Source organism: Mycobacterium colombiense (genome assembly GCF_003284935.1).
Taxonomy (GTDB): Bacteria; Actinomycetota; Actinomycetes; order Mycobacteriales; family Mycobacteriaceae; genus Mycobacterium; species Mycobacterium arosiense_A.
This window is the reverse complement of record NZ_QMEV01000004.1, coordinates 145,954-161,958: the sequence shown is the minus strand read 5'-3', so window position 1 is coordinate 161,958 and position 16,005 is coordinate 145,954. Positions and strand designations below refer to the sequence as shown.

14 protein-coding genes are annotated in these 16,005 nt (G+C 68.8%); 7 read left to right on the top strand and 7 right to left on the bottom strand.

All coding sequences use genetic code 11. From position 1 onward, the window contains the following. Nucleotides 1-4: 4 nt before the first annotated feature. From DQP57_RS03775 to DQP57_RS03765, 3 genes are read right to left on the bottom strand one after another with little or no spacing between them, the layout of a single operon-like run. A complete protein-coding gene (locus tag DQP57_RS03775; protein WP_112631708.1) occupies nt 5-667 on the bottom strand; it encodes a TetR/AcrR family transcriptional regulator in 663 nt (220 codons plus the stop codon). Then, entirely contained in the window at nt 667-1,815 is a 1,149-nt protein-coding gene (locus DQP57_RS03770; protein ID WP_112631707.1) for an acyl-CoA dehydrogenase family protein, read from the bottom strand. Before DQP57_RS03770 ends, DQP57_RS03775 begins: the two co-directional genes overlap by 1 nt. A 10-nt stretch (nt 1,816-1,825) precedes the next feature. Continuing rightward, a complete protein-coding gene (locus tag DQP57_RS03765; protein WP_112631706.1) occupies nt 1,826-3,010 on the bottom strand; it encodes an acyl-CoA dehydrogenase family protein in 1,185 nt (394 codons plus the stop codon). A 136-nt stretch (nt 3,011-3,146) separates the two neighbouring features. On the opposite strand from DQP57_RS03765, the gene DQP57_RS03760 reads away from it, so the two are divergent. From DQP57_RS03760 to DQP57_RS03750, 3 genes are read left to right on the top strand one after another with little or no spacing between them, the layout of a single operon-like run. Beyond that, the gene (locus tag DQP57_RS03760; RefSeq protein WP_112631705.1) at nt 3,147-3,518 is read left to right on the top strand and encodes a DUF3054 domain-containing protein; all 372 of its coding nucleotides are present in this window, start codon (nt 3,147-3,149) and stop codon (nt 3,516-3,518) included. Between the two features lie 7 nt (nt 3,519-3,525). After that, nucleotides 3,526-4,407, top strand: a complete 882-nt coding sequence (locus tag DQP57_RS03755) for an SAM-dependent methyltransferase (protein ID WP_112631704.1) — start codon at nt 3,526-3,528, stop codon at nt 4,405-4,407. 6 nt (nt 4,408-4,413) lie between these two features. After that, complete coding sequence (locus DQP57_RS03750; RefSeq protein WP_112631703.1) at nt 4,414-4,914, top strand: GNAT family N-acetyltransferase; 501 nt, start codon at nt 4,414-4,416, stop codon at nt 4,912-4,914. A gap of 260 nt (nt 4,915-5,174) precedes the next feature. Here the strand turns inward: DQP57_RS03750 and DQP57_RS03745 are convergent, their stop codons facing one another. Next, complete coding sequence (locus DQP57_RS03745; RefSeq protein ID WP_112631702.1) at nt 5,175-5,921, bottom strand: MBL fold metallo-hydrolase; 747 nt, start codon at nt 5,919-5,921, stop codon at nt 5,175-5,177. 97 nt (nt 5,922-6,018) lie between these two features. On the opposite strand from DQP57_RS03745, the gene fgd reads away from it, so the two are divergent. The 4 genes from fgd to DQP57_RS03725 all read left to right on the top strand — a co-directional run bounded on the left by fgd (nt 6,019) and on the right by DQP57_RS03725 (nt 11,199). Continuing rightward, nucleotides 6,019-7,029: a glucose-6-phosphate dehydrogenase (coenzyme-F420) gene (gene fgd / locus DQP57_RS03740; protein WP_007768513.1), complete on the top strand. Its 1,011-nt coding sequence runs from the start codon at nt 6,019-6,021 to the stop codon at nt 7,027-7,029. A gap of 23 nt (nt 7,030-7,052) precedes the next feature. Then, entirely contained in the window at nt 7,053-9,119 is a 2,067-nt protein-coding gene (gene pta / locus DQP57_RS03735) for a phosphate acetyltransferase (protein WP_112631701.1), read from the top strand. Beyond that, nucleotides 9,119-10,282 (top strand): acetate kinase, encoded by a 1,164-nt coding sequence (locus tag DQP57_RS03730; protein ID WP_112631700.1) that lies wholly within the window; start codon nt 9,119-9,121, stop codon nt 10,280-10,282. Before pta ends, DQP57_RS03730 begins: the two co-directional genes overlap by 1 nt. Before the next feature lie 62 nt (nt 10,283-10,344). Next, on the top strand, nt 10,345-11,199 hold the full coding sequence (locus tag DQP57_RS03725) for an endonuclease domain-containing protein (protein ID WP_112631699.1): 855 nt from the start codon (nt 10,345-10,347) through the stop codon (nt 11,197-11,199). A 94-nt stretch (nt 11,200-11,293) separates the two neighbouring features. Here DQP57_RS03725 and DQP57_RS03720 read toward each other — a convergent pair whose 3' ends face one another. Genes DQP57_RS03720 through glnX form a run of 3 tightly spaced genes read right to left on the bottom strand, consistent with a single transcriptional unit; the run spans nt 11,294 to nt 15,881 of the window. Further along, the gene (locus DQP57_RS03720) at nt 11,294-13,585 is read right to left on the bottom strand and encodes a serine/threonine-protein kinase PknG (RefSeq protein WP_112631698.1); all 2,292 of its coding nucleotides are present in this window, start codon (nt 13,583-13,585) and stop codon (nt 11,294-11,296) included. Continuing rightward, entirely contained in the window at nt 13,585-14,562 is a 978-nt protein-coding gene (locus tag DQP57_RS03715; RefSeq protein WP_112631697.1) for a glutamate ABC transporter substrate-binding protein, read from the bottom strand. The genes DQP57_RS03720 and DQP57_RS03715 overlap by 1 nt, the downstream gene beginning before the upstream one ends. Further along, complete coding sequence (gene glnX / locus DQP57_RS03710; RefSeq protein WP_112631696.1) at nt 14,562-15,881, bottom strand: protein kinase G-activating protein GlnX; 1,320 nt, start codon at nt 15,879-15,881, stop codon at nt 14,562-14,564. Before glnX ends, DQP57_RS03715 begins: the two co-directional genes overlap by 1 nt. Between the last annotated feature and the right edge of the window lie 124 nt (nt 15,882-16,005).

The window sequence follows — 16,005 nt, the reverse complement described above, 5'->3', positions numbered from 1 at the left end:
ACCTTTATTTCAGCACGTCTGCGTAGTCGGCGCGGCGGTCGTCGGCGATCAATCCGGTCAGCACGTGGCGCGTCTGCAGGGCGATGTACTGATCGAGGCTGTAGTTCGTCCCGAAGTGCCAGTGTTTGAGCGCCCAGCCGTGGGCGAGCAGCAGGATGTCGAACACGGTGAGATCGACGTCGACGCCGCGGAAGACGCCCCGCGCGATGCCCGCCTCGATCACCGCGCGCAGCGGTGCGGCGGTGGCGATTTCGAGGTCCTTGATCTGGCTGCGGCCGGGCGACCCGAGGGTGCGGCTCTCGCGGTAGGTCAGCACCACGCCGTCGAGGTTGGCGTCGACGATCTCGATGTAGCGGCGCACGCCCGCCCTCAGCTGGTCGACGACGTCGTCGCCGGCCGCGGCGATGACCGGTGCCAGTTGATCGCGGAACGCGTCCAGGATCCGCACGATCGTCGCGAGCAGCAGGTCCTCCTTGCCGCCGAAGTAGGTGTAGATCAGGCCGACGGAGACCTTGGCCTCGGCCGCCAGCTCCTGCATGGACATCTGGTGAAACCCGTTGCGGCCCATGACCTTGACCGCGGCGTCGAGCACCTGGCGGCGCCGCGACTCGGCCCGGGCCGCACGCACCGCCACCTCGACCGGAAGCTCGCTGTAGTCGACGGCCATCAGATGCCCAGGTCCTTGGCGATGATCGTCTTCATGATCTCGTTGGTGCCGCCGTAGATGGTTTGGATGCGGGCGTCGACGAAGGCGCGCGCCACGCCGTATTCGCGCATGTAGCCATACCCGCCGTGTAACTGCAGGCAGCGGTCGGCGGTGCGCACCTGCAGGTCGGTGGTCCACCACTTCAGCCGCGCGGCGCGCGCGGCGGTCAGCTCGCCCGCCAGGTGCTCGGCGAGGCAGTCGTCGAGATAGGTGCGGGCGATGTCGATTTCGGTGGCCAGTTCGGCCAGGACGAATTGGCTGTTCTGGAAGCTGGCGATCGGCGAGCCGAACGCCGTGCGGTCACGCACGTAGTCGAGCGTCTCGGCGAGGATGGCTTCGGCGGCGGCCACCGCCCCCACCCCGAGCGCCAGCCGCTCCTGGGGCAGGTTGTTCATCAGCTGGTAGAAGCCCTTGCCCTCTCCCTCGAGCAGATTGGCCCTCGGCACCCGCATATCGGTGAAGGTGAGCTCGCTGGTGTCCTGGGCGTGCAGGCCGATTTTCTCCAGGTTGCGGCCGCGGGAGAAGCCGGGTGTGGCGGGGTCGACCACCAGCAGCGACAGCCCGTGGTGGCGGTCCGGCGAGGTGCGCACCGCGACGACGAAGAGGTCGCCGATCTGTCCGTTGGAGATGAACGTCTTGGCGCCGTTGACGACGTAGTCGTCACCGTCGGGCACCGCCGTCGTGCGGATCCCGGCCAGATCGCTGCCGGTACCGGGCTCGGTCATCGCGATGGCGAGCACCGTCTCGCCGCTGACCACGCCGGGCAGCCAGCGCCGTTGCTGCTCGGGGGTGGTCAGATCGGTGAGATAGGGCAGCACCACATCGTTTTGTAGCGTGAAGGCGATGGCTTCGGCGGCCGCCCCCGCCCGCTGCAACTCGTCGATGACGATCGCGTTGTAGCGGAAGTCCGCCACGCCCGGGCCACCCAGTTGCTCGGGCACCGAAAACCCCAGCAGCCCAAGCTTTCCGGCTTCGATGAACAGCGAGCGATCCCACTGGCCGTCCCGTTCCCACTTCTCGTGATTGGGCACGACCGTCCGCCGCACGAAATCGCGCACCAATTCCCGGAACTGGTGATGCTCGGACGTGTATTCCAGGCGGGTGGCCATCGGTCTCCTGTCAGCGGAAGGCGTCGCTGCCGGTGAACGCCTGGCCGAGGACGAGCTGGTGCATCTCGGGTGTGCCCTCGTAGGTCAGCACCGATTCCAGGTTGACCATGTGCCGGATGACGGGGTATTCCAGCGATATCCCGTTGCCGCCCAATATGGTTCGCGCCGTGCGGCAGATCTTGATCGCCTCGCGGGTGTTGTTGAGCTTGCCGAAGCTGACCTGCTCGGGTCGCAGCCCGACGCTGTCCTTGAGGCGGCCGAGGTGTAGCGAGAGCAGCTGGCCCTTGTGCAGCTCGACCGCCATGTCGACGAGCTTGGCCTGGGTCAGCTGGAATCCGGCGATGGGACGGCCGAACTGGGTGCGTTGCGTGGCGTAATCCAGTGCCGCCTGCCACGCCGAGCGCGCCGCCCCCATGGAGCCCCAGACGATCCCGTAGCGCGCCTCGGACAGGCAGGACAGCGGGCCGCGCAGCCCCTTGGCCTCGGGCAGCATCGCCTCGGCGGGCACCCGCACGTCGTCGAGCACCAGCTCGCTGGTGATCGAGGCCCGCAGCGACAGCTTGTGATGAATCGTGTTGGCGGAGAAGCCCGGTGTCTTGGTGGGCACGATGAAGCCGCGGATCCCGTCGTCGGTGGCGGCCCAGACGACCGCGACGTCGGCCACCGAGCCGTTGGTGATCCACAGCTTGCGGCCGTTGAGCACCCAGTCCGAACCGTCTTGGCGCGCCCGGGTTTTCATGGCCGCGGGATCGGAGCCGACGTCGGGTTCGGTCAGCCCGAAGCAGCCGAGCACCTCGCCGGTGGCCATGCCGGGCAGCCATTCCTGCTTCTGCTCCTCGGATCCGAAATTCCAAATGGCGAACATGGCCAGCGAACCCTGCACCGAGACCATCGATCGAAGGCCGGAATCGGCGGCCTCCAGCTCCACGCACGCCAGCCCGTAGTGCACGGCCGAGGCGCCGCCGCAGCCGTAGCCCTCCAGGTGCATGCCCAGCAGGCCGAGCTGGCCGAAGCCCTTGGCCAGTTCCCGCACCGGGAGGTCGCCGATCTCGAACCACTCCGCCACGTGCGGCAGGACGTGCTCGGCGCAGAATTCCCTGACGGTGTCGCGCACCGCGAGCTCGTCGCTGGAAAGCGAGGCGTCGAGGCCGAGCGGGTCGTCGCGGTCGAAGGCGGGCGGTGTCTGAGTGCTCATGCCCTCAGCCTGCCACCGCCGGGCCGCCGGTTACCACGCCGGACCGCCGCAGTGAATGGACATTCATTGCGGACGAATTTAGGTTCACCACCGCTGCACGGTCAAGGATTGTGCGTCGTCCCGGTAGTCTCGCTGCATGCTTAGGCTCCAACGGCCGGCCTGGCTCGCGGTGGACGTCATCGGCGTGCTGGTGTTCTGCGCCGTGGGGCGCCGCAGCCACGACGAAGGTCTCGACATCACCGGCGTCGCCGTGACGGCGTGGCCGTTTCTCACCGGCACCGTCGTCGGGTGGCTCGTGTCCCGCGCGTGGCGGCGGCCGACCGCGGTGGCGCCGACCGGGGTCGTCGTGTGGTTGTCCACCGTGGTCGTCGGCATGCTGTTGCGCAAGGCGAGCTCCGCGGGCGTGGCGGCAAGTTTCGTGGTGGTGGCGACGACCGTCACCGCGCTGTTGTTGCTGGGCTGGCGGGTGGTCGCCGGCCTGACCCTGCGGCGCCGCTCCGGGGTCTGAGACGACCATGGCGCAGACGGCCGACCTGGCGGTGACCGCGACCTTCGGGGCGGCGGCGCGGGCGGTGGCCACCCACCAGGGCCTGCTGAACGATCCGTTCGCCGAGCCGCTGGTGACCGCCGTCGGCATCGACTACCTCACCCGCGCGATCAAGGATCACGTCTTCGCGGCCGACGAGGGCGACGACCCGGCCATGACGGCGCTGATGGACGTGCTGGCGGCGCACACGCGGTTCGTGGACGAATTCCTCGCGGGCGCCGGCCTGGCGGGGATCCGGCAGGTGGTCATCCTGGCGGCGGGCCTGGACACCCGGGCGTACCGGCTGTGGTGGCCCAAGGGCACCACGGTCTACGAGATCGATCGGCCGCAGGTGCTCGACTTCAAGGCCGAGGTGCTGCGCGGACTGGACGCCGCGTTGGCCACCCGCCGGTGCGCGGTCGGCGTTGAGCTGCGCCAGGATTGGCCGGCGGCGCTGCGCCGGGTCGGGTTCGACGCCGCCGAGCCCACGGTCTGGGTCGCCGAGCAGTTGCTCGTCGGGTACCTGCCACCGGGCGAACAGAATCAACTGCTCGACGCCGTCACCGCGTCGAGCGCTCCCGGTAGCCGGTTCACCGCCGACCACATGCCCACGTGGAATCCGTTGCAGCTCGGGGCCGAGCGCGCCTTCGTCGAGGGCTGGCGGCAGCGCGGTCTGGACGTCGACCTGGCCAGCCTGACCTATCCCGGTGAATACCATTATGTGCCAGACTATTTGGCGTCCCACGGTTGGGAAACGACCGGCCGCCGCATCGCCGAACTGTTGGGTGCGATGGGCCTGGGCGGCCGGCGACGGACCGGGCCCGGCGACTCGGAGTTCATCCCGGAATACGTCACCGCGACACGCGTTTGATGCTTGGTGATGCCGGAATCAACGCCCCACGGCCAGCTGCGGTTCTTCTCGGCCGCCCACGACGACCCGCTGGCGCAACCGCTGCTGGCCGAACTGGCCGTCGAGTATGCGCAACGGTACGGCGGCACGCCGAGCACCCACCTGACCTGGCTGCCCGTGCCGGAGGCCGAGTTGGCGCCGCCGGACGGCGGCCTGCTGATCGGCGTGGTGGACGGCGTGCCGGTGACCGGCGGCGCGTTTCGCCGCTACGACGCCGACACCGCGGAACTGAAGCGGATCTGGACCGACGCCGCGCACCGGCGCCGCGGCTACGCGAAGGCGCTGCTGGCGGCGCTGGAGGCCGAAACCCTGGCGCGCGGCTATCGGCGGCTCTACCTGATCACCGGCAACCGGCAGCCCGAGGCCGAGGCGCTCTACGACGCGACGGGATACACCCGGATACCACCGGACCCGCTGCCGTCGTGGGGCCCGTTCGTTCCGATCGCGTTCGAGAAGTGGCTGACCTGAGCGTGTGCGTGGCCTTGGCCGTCGCCGGGTCGCCTTCGCCGTCGCCGGTTGAGTGTGAATCGTCGGCTTTCAGTGTGAATTCTTGGCGGCGACACGCCGACAGCACCCGCCCTAGGTTCACACTCAACGCCGACGATTCACACTCAAAGCCGTGAATTCACAGCCAGTTTCGCCAGGGCTGCTCGTGCCCGCCGGACGACCGTCTTTGGCCTATTGCCGTCGATCGGTCACCGGAGCGAGATCGGGCCCCGAATCGGCGGTCACCGAGCCAGCGAGATCGCCCGAGCGGTCGCCTCCCGGATCGGGCCGCGCCACACGTCGCCGTGCCCGGGCAACAAGACCTCGGTGTCCAGCAGCGCCAGCGCGTCCAGGCTGCGCAGCGAATTCTGCTGGCTGTGGCTGAACACCGCGGGCAGCAGCTGCGGACCACCCCGGCGCAGCAGTGGGTGCCCGGTGATCAGCGCGTCGCCGCTGACCAGCACCCCGTCCACCACGTACGAGCAATGCCCGCTGGTGTGCCCCGGGGTGAACACCGGCCTCGGCCGGCCCGGCAGCCCGTCCGCCACGTCGGCGGTCAACGGCTGGGTGGAGGGGATGCCGTCGCGGATCAGGCCGCCGCTGCGCAGCACGTGCAGGCCCCACGCCGCCCAGCGTGGCCGCCAAATACGCAGCGCCACATCGAAAACGGATGCCTGCTCCAGATATTCGCGCTTGGCGTGGCCCACTTCCTCGGCGTGGCAGTACACGGCGGTGCCGTATTCGTGGGCGAGCCAGATCGCCGAACCCAGGTGGTCGATGTGTGCGTGGGTGAGCAGCACGGCGCGCACGTCGCCGGGGCCGTAGCTCAGCTCCCGCAGCGACGACAGCACGTTCTCGCGGTCGCCGGGGTACCCGGCGTCGATCAGCAGCACGCCAGTGCCGTCGACGACCAGCGTCCAGTTAACGGCCTCGCCCTGGGCGAGGTACACCGTGTCGGTCACTTGAACAAGCGTCGGGGCCGATCCCATGCCCGCGAGTGTAGGAGCGGCGCGAGGAGCGATCGCAAGCGCTTCGCAGCCGGGCCGCGGCGGATCGCGACGGTCAAGACAGGAGTAGAAAGAACGAGTGGCTGAACTGAAACTCGGATACAAAGCGTCCGCTGAACAATTTGCACCGCGCGAGCTCGTCGAACTCGCTGTCGCCGCCGAGGGGCACGGCATGGACAGCGCCACCGTCAGTGACCACTTCCAGCCGTGGCGGCACGAGGGTGGACACGCCCCGTTCTCGCTGGCCTGGATGACCGCCGTCGGCGAGCGCACCAAGAGGCTGGTGCTGGGCACCTCGGTGCTCACCCCGACCTTCCGGTACAACCCCGCCGTCATCGCGCAGGCGTTCGCCACGATGGGGTGCCTGTATCCGGATCGCATCTTCCTCGGTGTCGGCACCGGCGAGTCGCTCAACGAGATCGCCACCGGATACGAGGGCGAGTGGCCGGAGTTCAAGGAACGCTATGCCCGGCTGCGTGAATCGGTGCGGCTGATGCGCGAACTGTGGCTGGGCGACCGCGTCGACTTCGAGGGCGAGTACTACCACACCAAGGGCGCCTCCATCTATGACGTGCCCGAGGGCGGCATCCCGATCTACATCGCCGCGGGCGGTCCGCAGGTGGCCAAGTACGCCGGCCGCGCCGGTGACGGCTTCATCTGCACCTCCGGCAAGGGCGAGGAGCTGTACAAGGACAAGCTGATGCCCGCCATGAAGGAGGGCGCGGAGGCGGCCGGCAAGAATCCCGACGACATCGACCGCATGATCGAGATCAAGATCTCCTACGACACCGACCCGGACAAGGCGCTGGAGAACACCCGGTTCTGGGCGCCGCTGTCGCTGACGGCCGAACAGAAGACCAGCATTCACGACCCGCTGGAAATGGAGAAGGCCGCCGACGAGCTGCCCATCGAGCAGGTCGCCAAGCGCTGGATCGTGGCGTCGGATCCCGACGAGGCGGTCGAAAAGGTCGGCCAGTACGTGAAATGGGGCCTCAACCACCTGGTGTTCCACGCGCCCGGCCACGACCAGCGCCGGTTCCTGGAGCTCTTCGAAAAGGACCTGGCGCCGCGGCTGCGGCGGCTGGCATAGGTCTGCGCCGCCGTGCCCATCCAGTGACAGCGATCTACATCGCGGCCCCCGAGCCGGAGACCGGCAAGTCGACGGTCGCGCTGGGGTTGCTGCACCGGCTGACCGCGACCGTCGCCAAAGTCGGTGTGTTCCGGCCCATTACGCGCTCCGACGACGGCGAGGACCGCGACTACATCCTCGAATTGTTGTTGTCGCGGACCACCGCGGGGCTGACGTACGAACAATGCGTCGGCGTCACCTATCAGCAGTTGCACGCCGACGGCGACGCGGCCATCGCCGCCATCGTCGACGCCTACCACGCGGTGGCCGACGCGTGCGACGTGGTGGTGATCGTCGGAAGCGATTACACCGACGTGACCCGGCCCGCCGAGCTTTCGACCAACGCGCGCATCGCGGTCAATCTCGGTGCGCCGCTGTTGCTGACGGTCAGCGGCAAGGGGCGCACGCCCGCCGAGGTCGCCAGCGTCGTCGAGGTCTGCCTGGCCGAACTGGACGCCCAGCACGCCCACACCGCCGCCGTGGTGGCCAACCGCTGTGAGCCCGCCGAGCTCGCCGACGTCGCCCAGGCCCTGCGTAGCTTCCCGCAGCGCAGCTACGTGCTGCCCGACGCGCCGCTGCTGTCCGCGCCGACGGTGGCCGAGCTGGAAAAGGCGGTCGGTGGAACGCCGGTCAGCGGCGAGGAGTCCCTGCGCGAGCGCGAGGTCACCGGCGTGCTGGTCGCCGGAATGACCGCCGACCACGTCCTGGAACGCCTGCGCGACGGCATGGCGGTCATCACGCCGGGTGACCGCTCCGACGTGGTGCTCGCCGTCGCCAGCGCCCATGCGGCGGAAGGCTTCCCGTCGCTGTCGTGCATCGTGCTCAACGGGGGTTTTGCGCTGCATCCGTCCATCGCCGCCCTGGTCGCCGGGCTTCGGCTGCGCCTGCCGATCGTCGCGACGGCGCTGGGCACCTACGACACGGCCAGCGCGGCGGCCTCGGCCCGCGGCCGGGTCACGGCGACCTCGCAACGCAAGATCGACACCGCGCTGGAGCTGATGGACAGCCACGTCGATATCGCCGATCTGCTTGCGCAGCTTGCTATTCCGATTCCCACCGTGGTCACGCCGCAGATGTTCATTCACCAGCTGACGCTGCAGGCACGGGCGGATCGCAAGCACATCGTGCTACCCGAAGGGGACGACGACCGTATCCTGCGGTCGGCCGGCCGGGTGCTGCAGCGCCGCGTCGCCGACCTGACCATCCTGGGCGACGAAGGCCACATCCGCCAGCGGGCAGGAGAGCTCGGTGTGGATCTGGGCGACGCGACCGTCATCGATCCGCGCAGCAGCCCGCTGCGCCACGAATTCGCCGACCAGTACGCCGAATTGCGCAAAGCCAAGGGCGTCACCGTCGAGCAGGCCCGCGAGGCCATGCGCGACGCGACGTATTTCGGCACCATGCTGGTGTACAACTCCCATGTCGATGGCATGGTGTCCGGGGCCGCGCACACCACGGCGCACACCGTGCGGCCGGCATTCGAGATCATCAAGACGGTCCCGGATGTCTCGACGGTGTCCAGCATCTTCCTGATGTGCCTGCCCGACCGGGTGCTGGCGTACGGTGACTGCGCGATCATCCCGAACCCGACACCGGAGCAGCTGGCCGACATCGCCATCTCTTCGGCGCGCACCGCCGCGCGGTTCGGCATCGAACCGCGGGTGGCGATGCTGTCGTATTCTACCGGCGACTCCGGTACCGGTGCGGACGTCGACAAGGTCAGAGCGGCAACGGAATTGGTGCGCAAACGCGATCCCGATCTGCCGGTGGAGGGGCCCATCCAGTACGACGCCGCGATCGAACCGTCGGTCGCGGCCACCAAATTGCGCGACTCGCCGGTGGCCGGTCGCGCCACCGTGCTGATCTTTCCCGACCTCAACACCGGCAACAACACCTACAAAGCGGTGCAGCGCAGCGCGGGTGCGCTCGCCATCGGCCCGGTGCTGCAGGGCCTACGCAAGCCGGTCAACGACCTGTCGCGGGGCGCGCTGGTCGAAGACATCGTCAACACCGTGGCCATCACCGCGATCCAGGCGCAGGGACAGCCGTGATGGAAGCGAGCGGCTCGCGCCTGGTGCTGGTGATCAACTCCGGCTCGTCGTCGCTGAAATACCAAGTGGTAGATCCGGATTCGGGCGCCGCGCGGGCGACCGGCCTGGTGGAGCGGATCGGGGAGGAATCGTCGTCGGTTCCCGACCATGATGCCGCGCTGCGCCGCGCGTTCGACGCGCTGGCAGACGACGGCATCGACCTGAAGAACAGCGGTATCGTCGCGGTGGGGCATCGGGTGGTGCACGGCGGCAACACTTTCTATCAGCCCACGCTGCTCGACGATGCGGTGATCGGCCGGCTGCACGAATTGTCCGAGCTGGCCCCGCTGCACAATCCGCCCGCGCTCACAGGGATCGAGGTCGCGCGAAAGCTGCTGCCCGACATCGCCCACATCGCGGTGTTCGACACTGGGTTCTTCCACGACCTGCCGCCCGCGGCGGCCACCTATGCGATCGACCGGGACCTGGCTCAGCGATATCAGATCCGCCGGTACGGTTTCCACGGCACGTCGCACCGCTACGTCAGCGAGCAGGCCGCGAGCTTCCTGGACCGGCCCGTCGGCAACCTGAAACAGATTGTGCTGCACCTGGGTAACGGTTGCTCCGCCTCGGCGATCGCCGGCACCCGGCCGTTGGACACCTCGATGGGGCTGACCCCGCTGGAGGGGCTGGTGATGGGCACCCGCAGCGGTGATATCGATCCCAGCGTCGTCGGTTACCTGTCCCACGCGGCCGACATGGGAGTCGACGACATCGAGTCGATGCTCAACCAGCGGTCGGGAGTGCTGGGGCTGTCCGGCCAGCGCGACTTTCGCCGGCTGCGCACCATGATCGAATCCGGCGACCAGGCAGCGCAATTGGCATACAGCGTGTTCACCCACCGGCTGCGCAAGTACGTCGGCGCCTACCTGGCGGTGCTGGGGCACACCGACGTCATCAGCTTCACCGCCGGCATCGGCGAGAACGACCCCGCGGTGCGCCGCGACGCGGTGGCCGGCATGGAAGAACTGGGCATCGTGCTCGACGAGCGCCGTAACCTCGGTGGCGGCAAAGGGGCGCGCCAGATTTCCGCCGACGATTCACCGATCGCCGTGCTGGTGGTGCCGACCAACGAAGAACTGGCCATCGCCCGCGACTGCGTGAGTGTGCTAGGCGCCACCTAGCCCTAGCGGCCCTGTGGATAGCCGCACACCCCGACCGACTTCCGGGTGCGAGTGTGCCCGGCATGGAGGAACCCTTCATCGGCAGCGAGGAGTTGACGTCGGGAAGGCTGAGTCGCCACCAGCTGCGGGCGGCCTATCGCGCGGTGTTTCCGAACGTCTATCTGCCCGCACACGTGGAGGCGTCGCTGCCGGTGCGCACCCGGGCCGCCTGGCTTTGGTCGGGCCGCAGGGCGGTCATCGGGGGAGCGGCCGCGGCGGCGCTGCACGGTGCCGACTGGATTCCCGACGGTGTTCCGGTTGAGCTGATCCACACCAACACCCGCCCTCCGGGCGGGGTGCTGACGCGCCGGGACACGCTGCGTGCCGGCGAGACGCAGCTGCGCGACGGGCTCGCCGTCACCACACCGGCGCGAACCGCCTTCGACATCGGGCGGCGGGGCGCGGTCCGCTCGGCCGTCGTCCGGCTCGACGCGCTCGCCCGCGCAACGGGTTTCAAGGCCGAGGACGTGTTGGGGGTCGCCATGACACACCCCCGTACGCCCGGGCTGCGGCGGCTGGAGGCCGCGCTCGACCTGGTCGATCCAGGCGCACAGTCGCCGCGGGAAAGCTACTTGCGGCTGCTCCTGATCGACGCGGGCCTGCCCCGGCCGAAGACCCAGATTCCGGTGCCGGGGGTCGACGGCCTTCCGGTCGCCTACTTGGACATGGGCTGGCCGGAATCGATGGTCGCGGTGGAGTACGACGGCGATCAACATCGCACCGACCGAAGGCAATACGTCAAGGACATTCGGCGGCTGGAGATGCTCGAGCAGCTGGGGTGGATCGTGGTCCGGGTGGTCGCGGAGGACCCGCCGGCCGCGATCATCCGCCGGGTGCGGGCGGCGCTGGCGAAATCGACTGTGAATCCTTGGCTTTGAGTGTGAATCCACGGCGGCGTTTCTCGGCGTGTCGCCGCCCAGCGTTCACACTCGAAGGCCCCGGCCGGGCCAGGCCCGGCTAAGGCGCCACACGCTAGAACGTGCTGGTGGGGCGCACCCTGTTCGCCATGTCCACCAGCGCGTAGCGGTGCCGCTGGGTGGGGGCAACGCGGGCCAGGTTGCGCAGCGCGGCCTCGACGCCGAGCCGCAGCCCGTGCTCGGTGAACGGGAAGCCGAGGATGTGGTTGGTGCTGGCCTTGTTGTCCTCCAGCCAGTCCATGGCGCAGCCGAGCACCAGGGCGCGGATCTGCAGCACGCGGGGCTCGGTGGGCGGCAGCGCCTCCACCCGCCGCGCCGCGTCGCGGATGTCCTCCTCGGTGATCTCGCTCTTGGTCCGGCCGGACAGCAGCGTCACCGCGCTGGTCAGTCGCGCGGTGGTGAAGTGCCGGGAGGTGGCGGGCACCTCGTCCAGCGTGCGCACCGCGGCGGACCGATCCCCTTCCGCGGACAGCGATCTGGCCAACCCGAACGCAGCCGAGATCACGCCGTCGTTCGTCTTCCACACCGTCTCGTAGAACTTGTGGTTGTCCACGTCGCCGGCCAGCTCGGCGGTGGCGGCCAGCGCCAGCTTGGGCGCCAGCTCGCCGGGGAAGGTGTCCAGCACCTCGATGAAATGTGTTGTGGCCGAATCGTAGTCGCCGGTGAGCAGCTCGGCGACGGCCTTGTACCACACCAGCCGCCATTGCCAGCCGACCCGCTCGGCCAGGTCGTCGAGCTTGCGGGTGGCCTTGGCCACGTCGCCGAGGTCCAGCAGCGCGCGCACCTCCATCAGGGGCAGCTCCACCGACTCGGACACCTCGACCCCGTCGGCGTCCAGCGTCCCGTGCCGGGCGGCGCGCAGCGAATCCAGCGTCTGCACCGGCTGCGACAACACCGTCGCCTGCAGCACCGGAGCCGCGACGTCGGCGGGATCGACCAGCGGCACGGGCAGGGCGGTCACGATCTCGCGGGCGGTCAGCTTCTCCGAGTGAACCTGGCCGTCCAGGTAGACGTCGGTGTGCGCGACCAGCAGGTCCACCCCGAAGGTCGAGCGGCTGGGGGAAAAGATCGTCGACAGGCCGGGCCGGGGGATGCCGCTGTCGTGGGCGACGACCTCGCGCAGCACGCCCATCAACTGCGCGGACATCTCCTCGGTGCTGCAGAACCGGCGCCGCGGGTCGGTGTCGGTGGCGCGACGCAACAACCGGCGGAAGGAGTCGTAGGTGGTCAACACCGGGTCGTCCTCGGGCAGGCCGTCGACGTAGCGGCCGTTGCGGGTCTGCAGGTTCAGCGTGAGCGCGGCCAGCGTGCGGCCCACCGTGTAGATGTCGGTGGCCACCGTCGGCCCGGTCCGCACGATCTCGGGCGCCTGGAAACCCGGTGTGCCGTAAAGGTATCCGAACGAATTGATCCGCGACACCGCTCCCAGGTCGATCAGCTTGAGCTGCTCTTCGGTGCGCATGATGTTCTCCGGCTTGAGGTCGTTGTAGACCAGGCCGATGGAGTGCAGATAGCTCAGCGCGGGCAGGATCTCCAGCAGGTAGGCGACGGCCTCGGCGACGGGGAGCTTCTCGCCCTTCCCGTGCTTGAGCGGCTGCCCACCGACGTACTCCATGACGATGAGGCCGACCGGATTGTTGTGCTGATCCTTGTGCTCGACGAAGTTGAAGATCTGCACGATCTGCGGGTGGACCACCTCGGCCAGGAACTGTCGTTCGGCCATGGCGATCGCCTGGGCCTCGGCGTCACCGGAGTGCACCAAACCCTTGAGCACCACCGGCCGGTCGTTGACGTTGTGGTCGACCGCCAGGTAGACCCAACCCAGCCCGCCGTGGGCGATGCAGCCCTTGACCTCGTACTGGCCGGCGACGATGTCGCCCGGATTGAGTTGCGGCAGAAAGGAATACGGGCTTCCGCAGGACGGGCACCAGCCCTCGGAGGTGCCCTTGGATTTCTTGCTGGACCGGCCGACTGGCTTTCCGCAGTTCCAGCAGAATCGCTTGGACTCCGGCACCACCGGATTGGTCATCAGGGCTTCGCGCGGATCGATGTCGCGCCCGCGCGGGATCTCGACGAGGCCCCCGCCGAGCTGGCGGACCGCCGGCAGCGATCGCGTCGCCACCGTCAAGCGGTCCTGCGGGTCGGTGTCCAGGGCGCCCAGCGAGATGTGCGGAAAGTCGTCGTCATCGTCGTCGTCGAAATCGGGACGGAACAGCGCCTGGGTGGCCTGCAGCCGCCCGGTCGCCGCGCCGGTCTGGGCGTCGGCCGGTTGGGTGCCCGGGGCGACGTCCGCGACGTCTTCCGGGCCGGGTTCCGGCTGCTCGGTTTGCTTGTCCGGCTCGGCCATCAGTCCAGATACCTCGGCGTGGGCGGGGCCGGCGCGGGACCGAGCACCGTCAACCACTTGCGGTACAACGTGTTCCACGTGCCGTCCCGGCGGATCCGTTCCAGGGTGCCGTTGACGAACCGCACCAGTCCGGTGTTGTTCAGGTTGACCCCGATGCCATAGGGCTGGGTGGCCATGTTGGGCCCCACGATGTGCAGATAGGGGTCCTCCTCGACCAGCCCGGCCAGGATGGAGTCATCCGTGCTGACCGCGTCGATCTCGCGCTGCTGCATCGCCACCAGGCAGTCGGCCCAGTTGACCACGGACACCACGACCGGCGGCGGGTCGATCTGCTGGATGCGGTGCAGCGACGTCGTGCCCTTGGCGACGCAGACCCGCTTGCCGGACAGGTCGGAGACCTTGACGATCGACGAGTCGCGCGGGGCCAGGATGCGCTGGTTGGCGTCGAGGTAGACGGTCGAGAAGTTCACCAGCTTGCGCCGGTCGCAGGTGATGGTCATGGTCTTGACCACGACGTCGACCTCGGAGTTCTGCAGCGCGGTGACCCGCTCGTCCGACGACAGGATCCGGTACTCGACGTGCGACGGCGCCCCGAAGATGTCGCGCGCGATCTCGCCGGCGATGTCGACGTCGAAACCGGTGATCTCGCCGGTGATCGGGTCGCGGAAGCTGAACAGGTTGCTGCCGATGTCCAGGCCGACGATCAGCCGGCCGCGGGCGCGGATGTCGGCGACCGCGGCGTCGGCCTCCGCCTTGGTGGGGAACGGACGCAGGCTGGCCGTCAGATCGCAGTTCTGGTTCGGGCCGTCGGGCGGCAGCGGGGGTTGCGGCGGCAACTGCTCCATGCCGACCGGTGTCGGCGGCGGCAGCGTCGGCACGCTGGCCACCCGCAACGATTCGGTGTGTCCGCAACCCGCGAGCACCACCGCGGCGGCGGCCACGGTGCACGCCCGGCGAAGCAGGGGCAGGCGGATCACTATCGGTACTCTTTCAGCCTCGGCCACAGGCCCAGCGCCACCGCGATGGCGGCGCCGAGGCTGAGCACGACGCCACCGACCTGGGCGCCGGACAGTCCGCTGCGCGCGTTGATGACGTCGTTGCGCAACGTGATGCGGCCCTGATCCATGGCTTTGGCCAGCTCGTCTTCCAGCTTGTCGAACGCCGGGGTGGAGTCTTCTTCGCTGCTGCCCAGCGCCACCTGCGTGGCGGCCCGGTAGTTACCCACCGAGATGTAGGAGGTGATCCGGTCGTTGGCCTGCCGCCAGCGCAGCAGCAGCTGGTCGGCGCCCTCGAGGTCCGGCTTGTCCACGGCGTCGCTGCGCGACATGTACTGGTCGAGCTGGCGGTGCATGGAATCGATGCGCTGGTAGAACGACTGCTTGCGTTTTTCTTCGTCGCCGCGGCGGATCAGTGACAGGGTTTCGTCGGCGCGCGCCTGCTGGGCGGTGATCGCGACGTTGGTGACGGTCTTGAGGGATTCCGCGGCAGTGTCCTTCGCGCTACGACTGGCCGTCGTAGAAATGGTCAGTGCAGTTCCAACCCAAACCACCATGACGAGAATAGCGAGTGCGCCCACCACCAGGCCCGGGTTGATTCGGCGCCGGGTGCGCCGCGCCAGCCAGCGGTGGGAGAACGCCCCGAAGACCACGGTGGCCCCGACCACCATGATGACCGGGGCGGGGATCTGCGTCGACGCCGTGGTTTCGGCGTCCACCCGCTCCGACGTCGCCTGATACAGCCGCGCCGCGTCGGGCAGGATCGTCGATTGCATCAGGCCCGACGCCTCCGACAGGTACGACGAGCCGACGGGATTGCCCTCCCGGTTGTTGGTGCGGGCGATCTCGATCAGGCCGGTGTAGACGGCCAGCTCGGCGTTGATCCGGCCCAGCAGCTGCACCAGCGGTTCGTCGGTGAGCCCGCTCGAGGCCCGGGTCACGGCGACGGACGCGTCGGTGATGGCCTGCTCGTAGCGCTGGCGCACCGGCTGCGGCTCCGCCTCGGCGATGAACGCGGTCGCCGCGGCGGCGTCGGCCACCGACAGGGTGGTGTAGAGCCGCCCGGCGGCGAACGACAGCGGCTCGGTGTGATTGAGCACCGTGGTCAGCACCTGCTGGCGGTGGTTGATGGTGGTCGACGTGGCGAAGGCGCTGATGCCGCCGAGCGCGGCCAGCACGATGCCGATGGTCAAGATGCGCCCCGGCGTCGTCGAGATGAACCACCAGCGTGGATGAGCCGGTTCGGCCGGCGACCGCGATCCCTGCGGCTCGGTCGACGGGTGTGCCAGCTCAACCGTCACGTTTGATCAGCCCTCATCTCTCGGCCACTCGATTTCGCTGCACGGACCTCTATAAGCGAAGTCTAAGAGCATGTTCGGGTGGATGGGTGGAGGCAGACGCAATTGGCGACGCCCCAACCAAGTC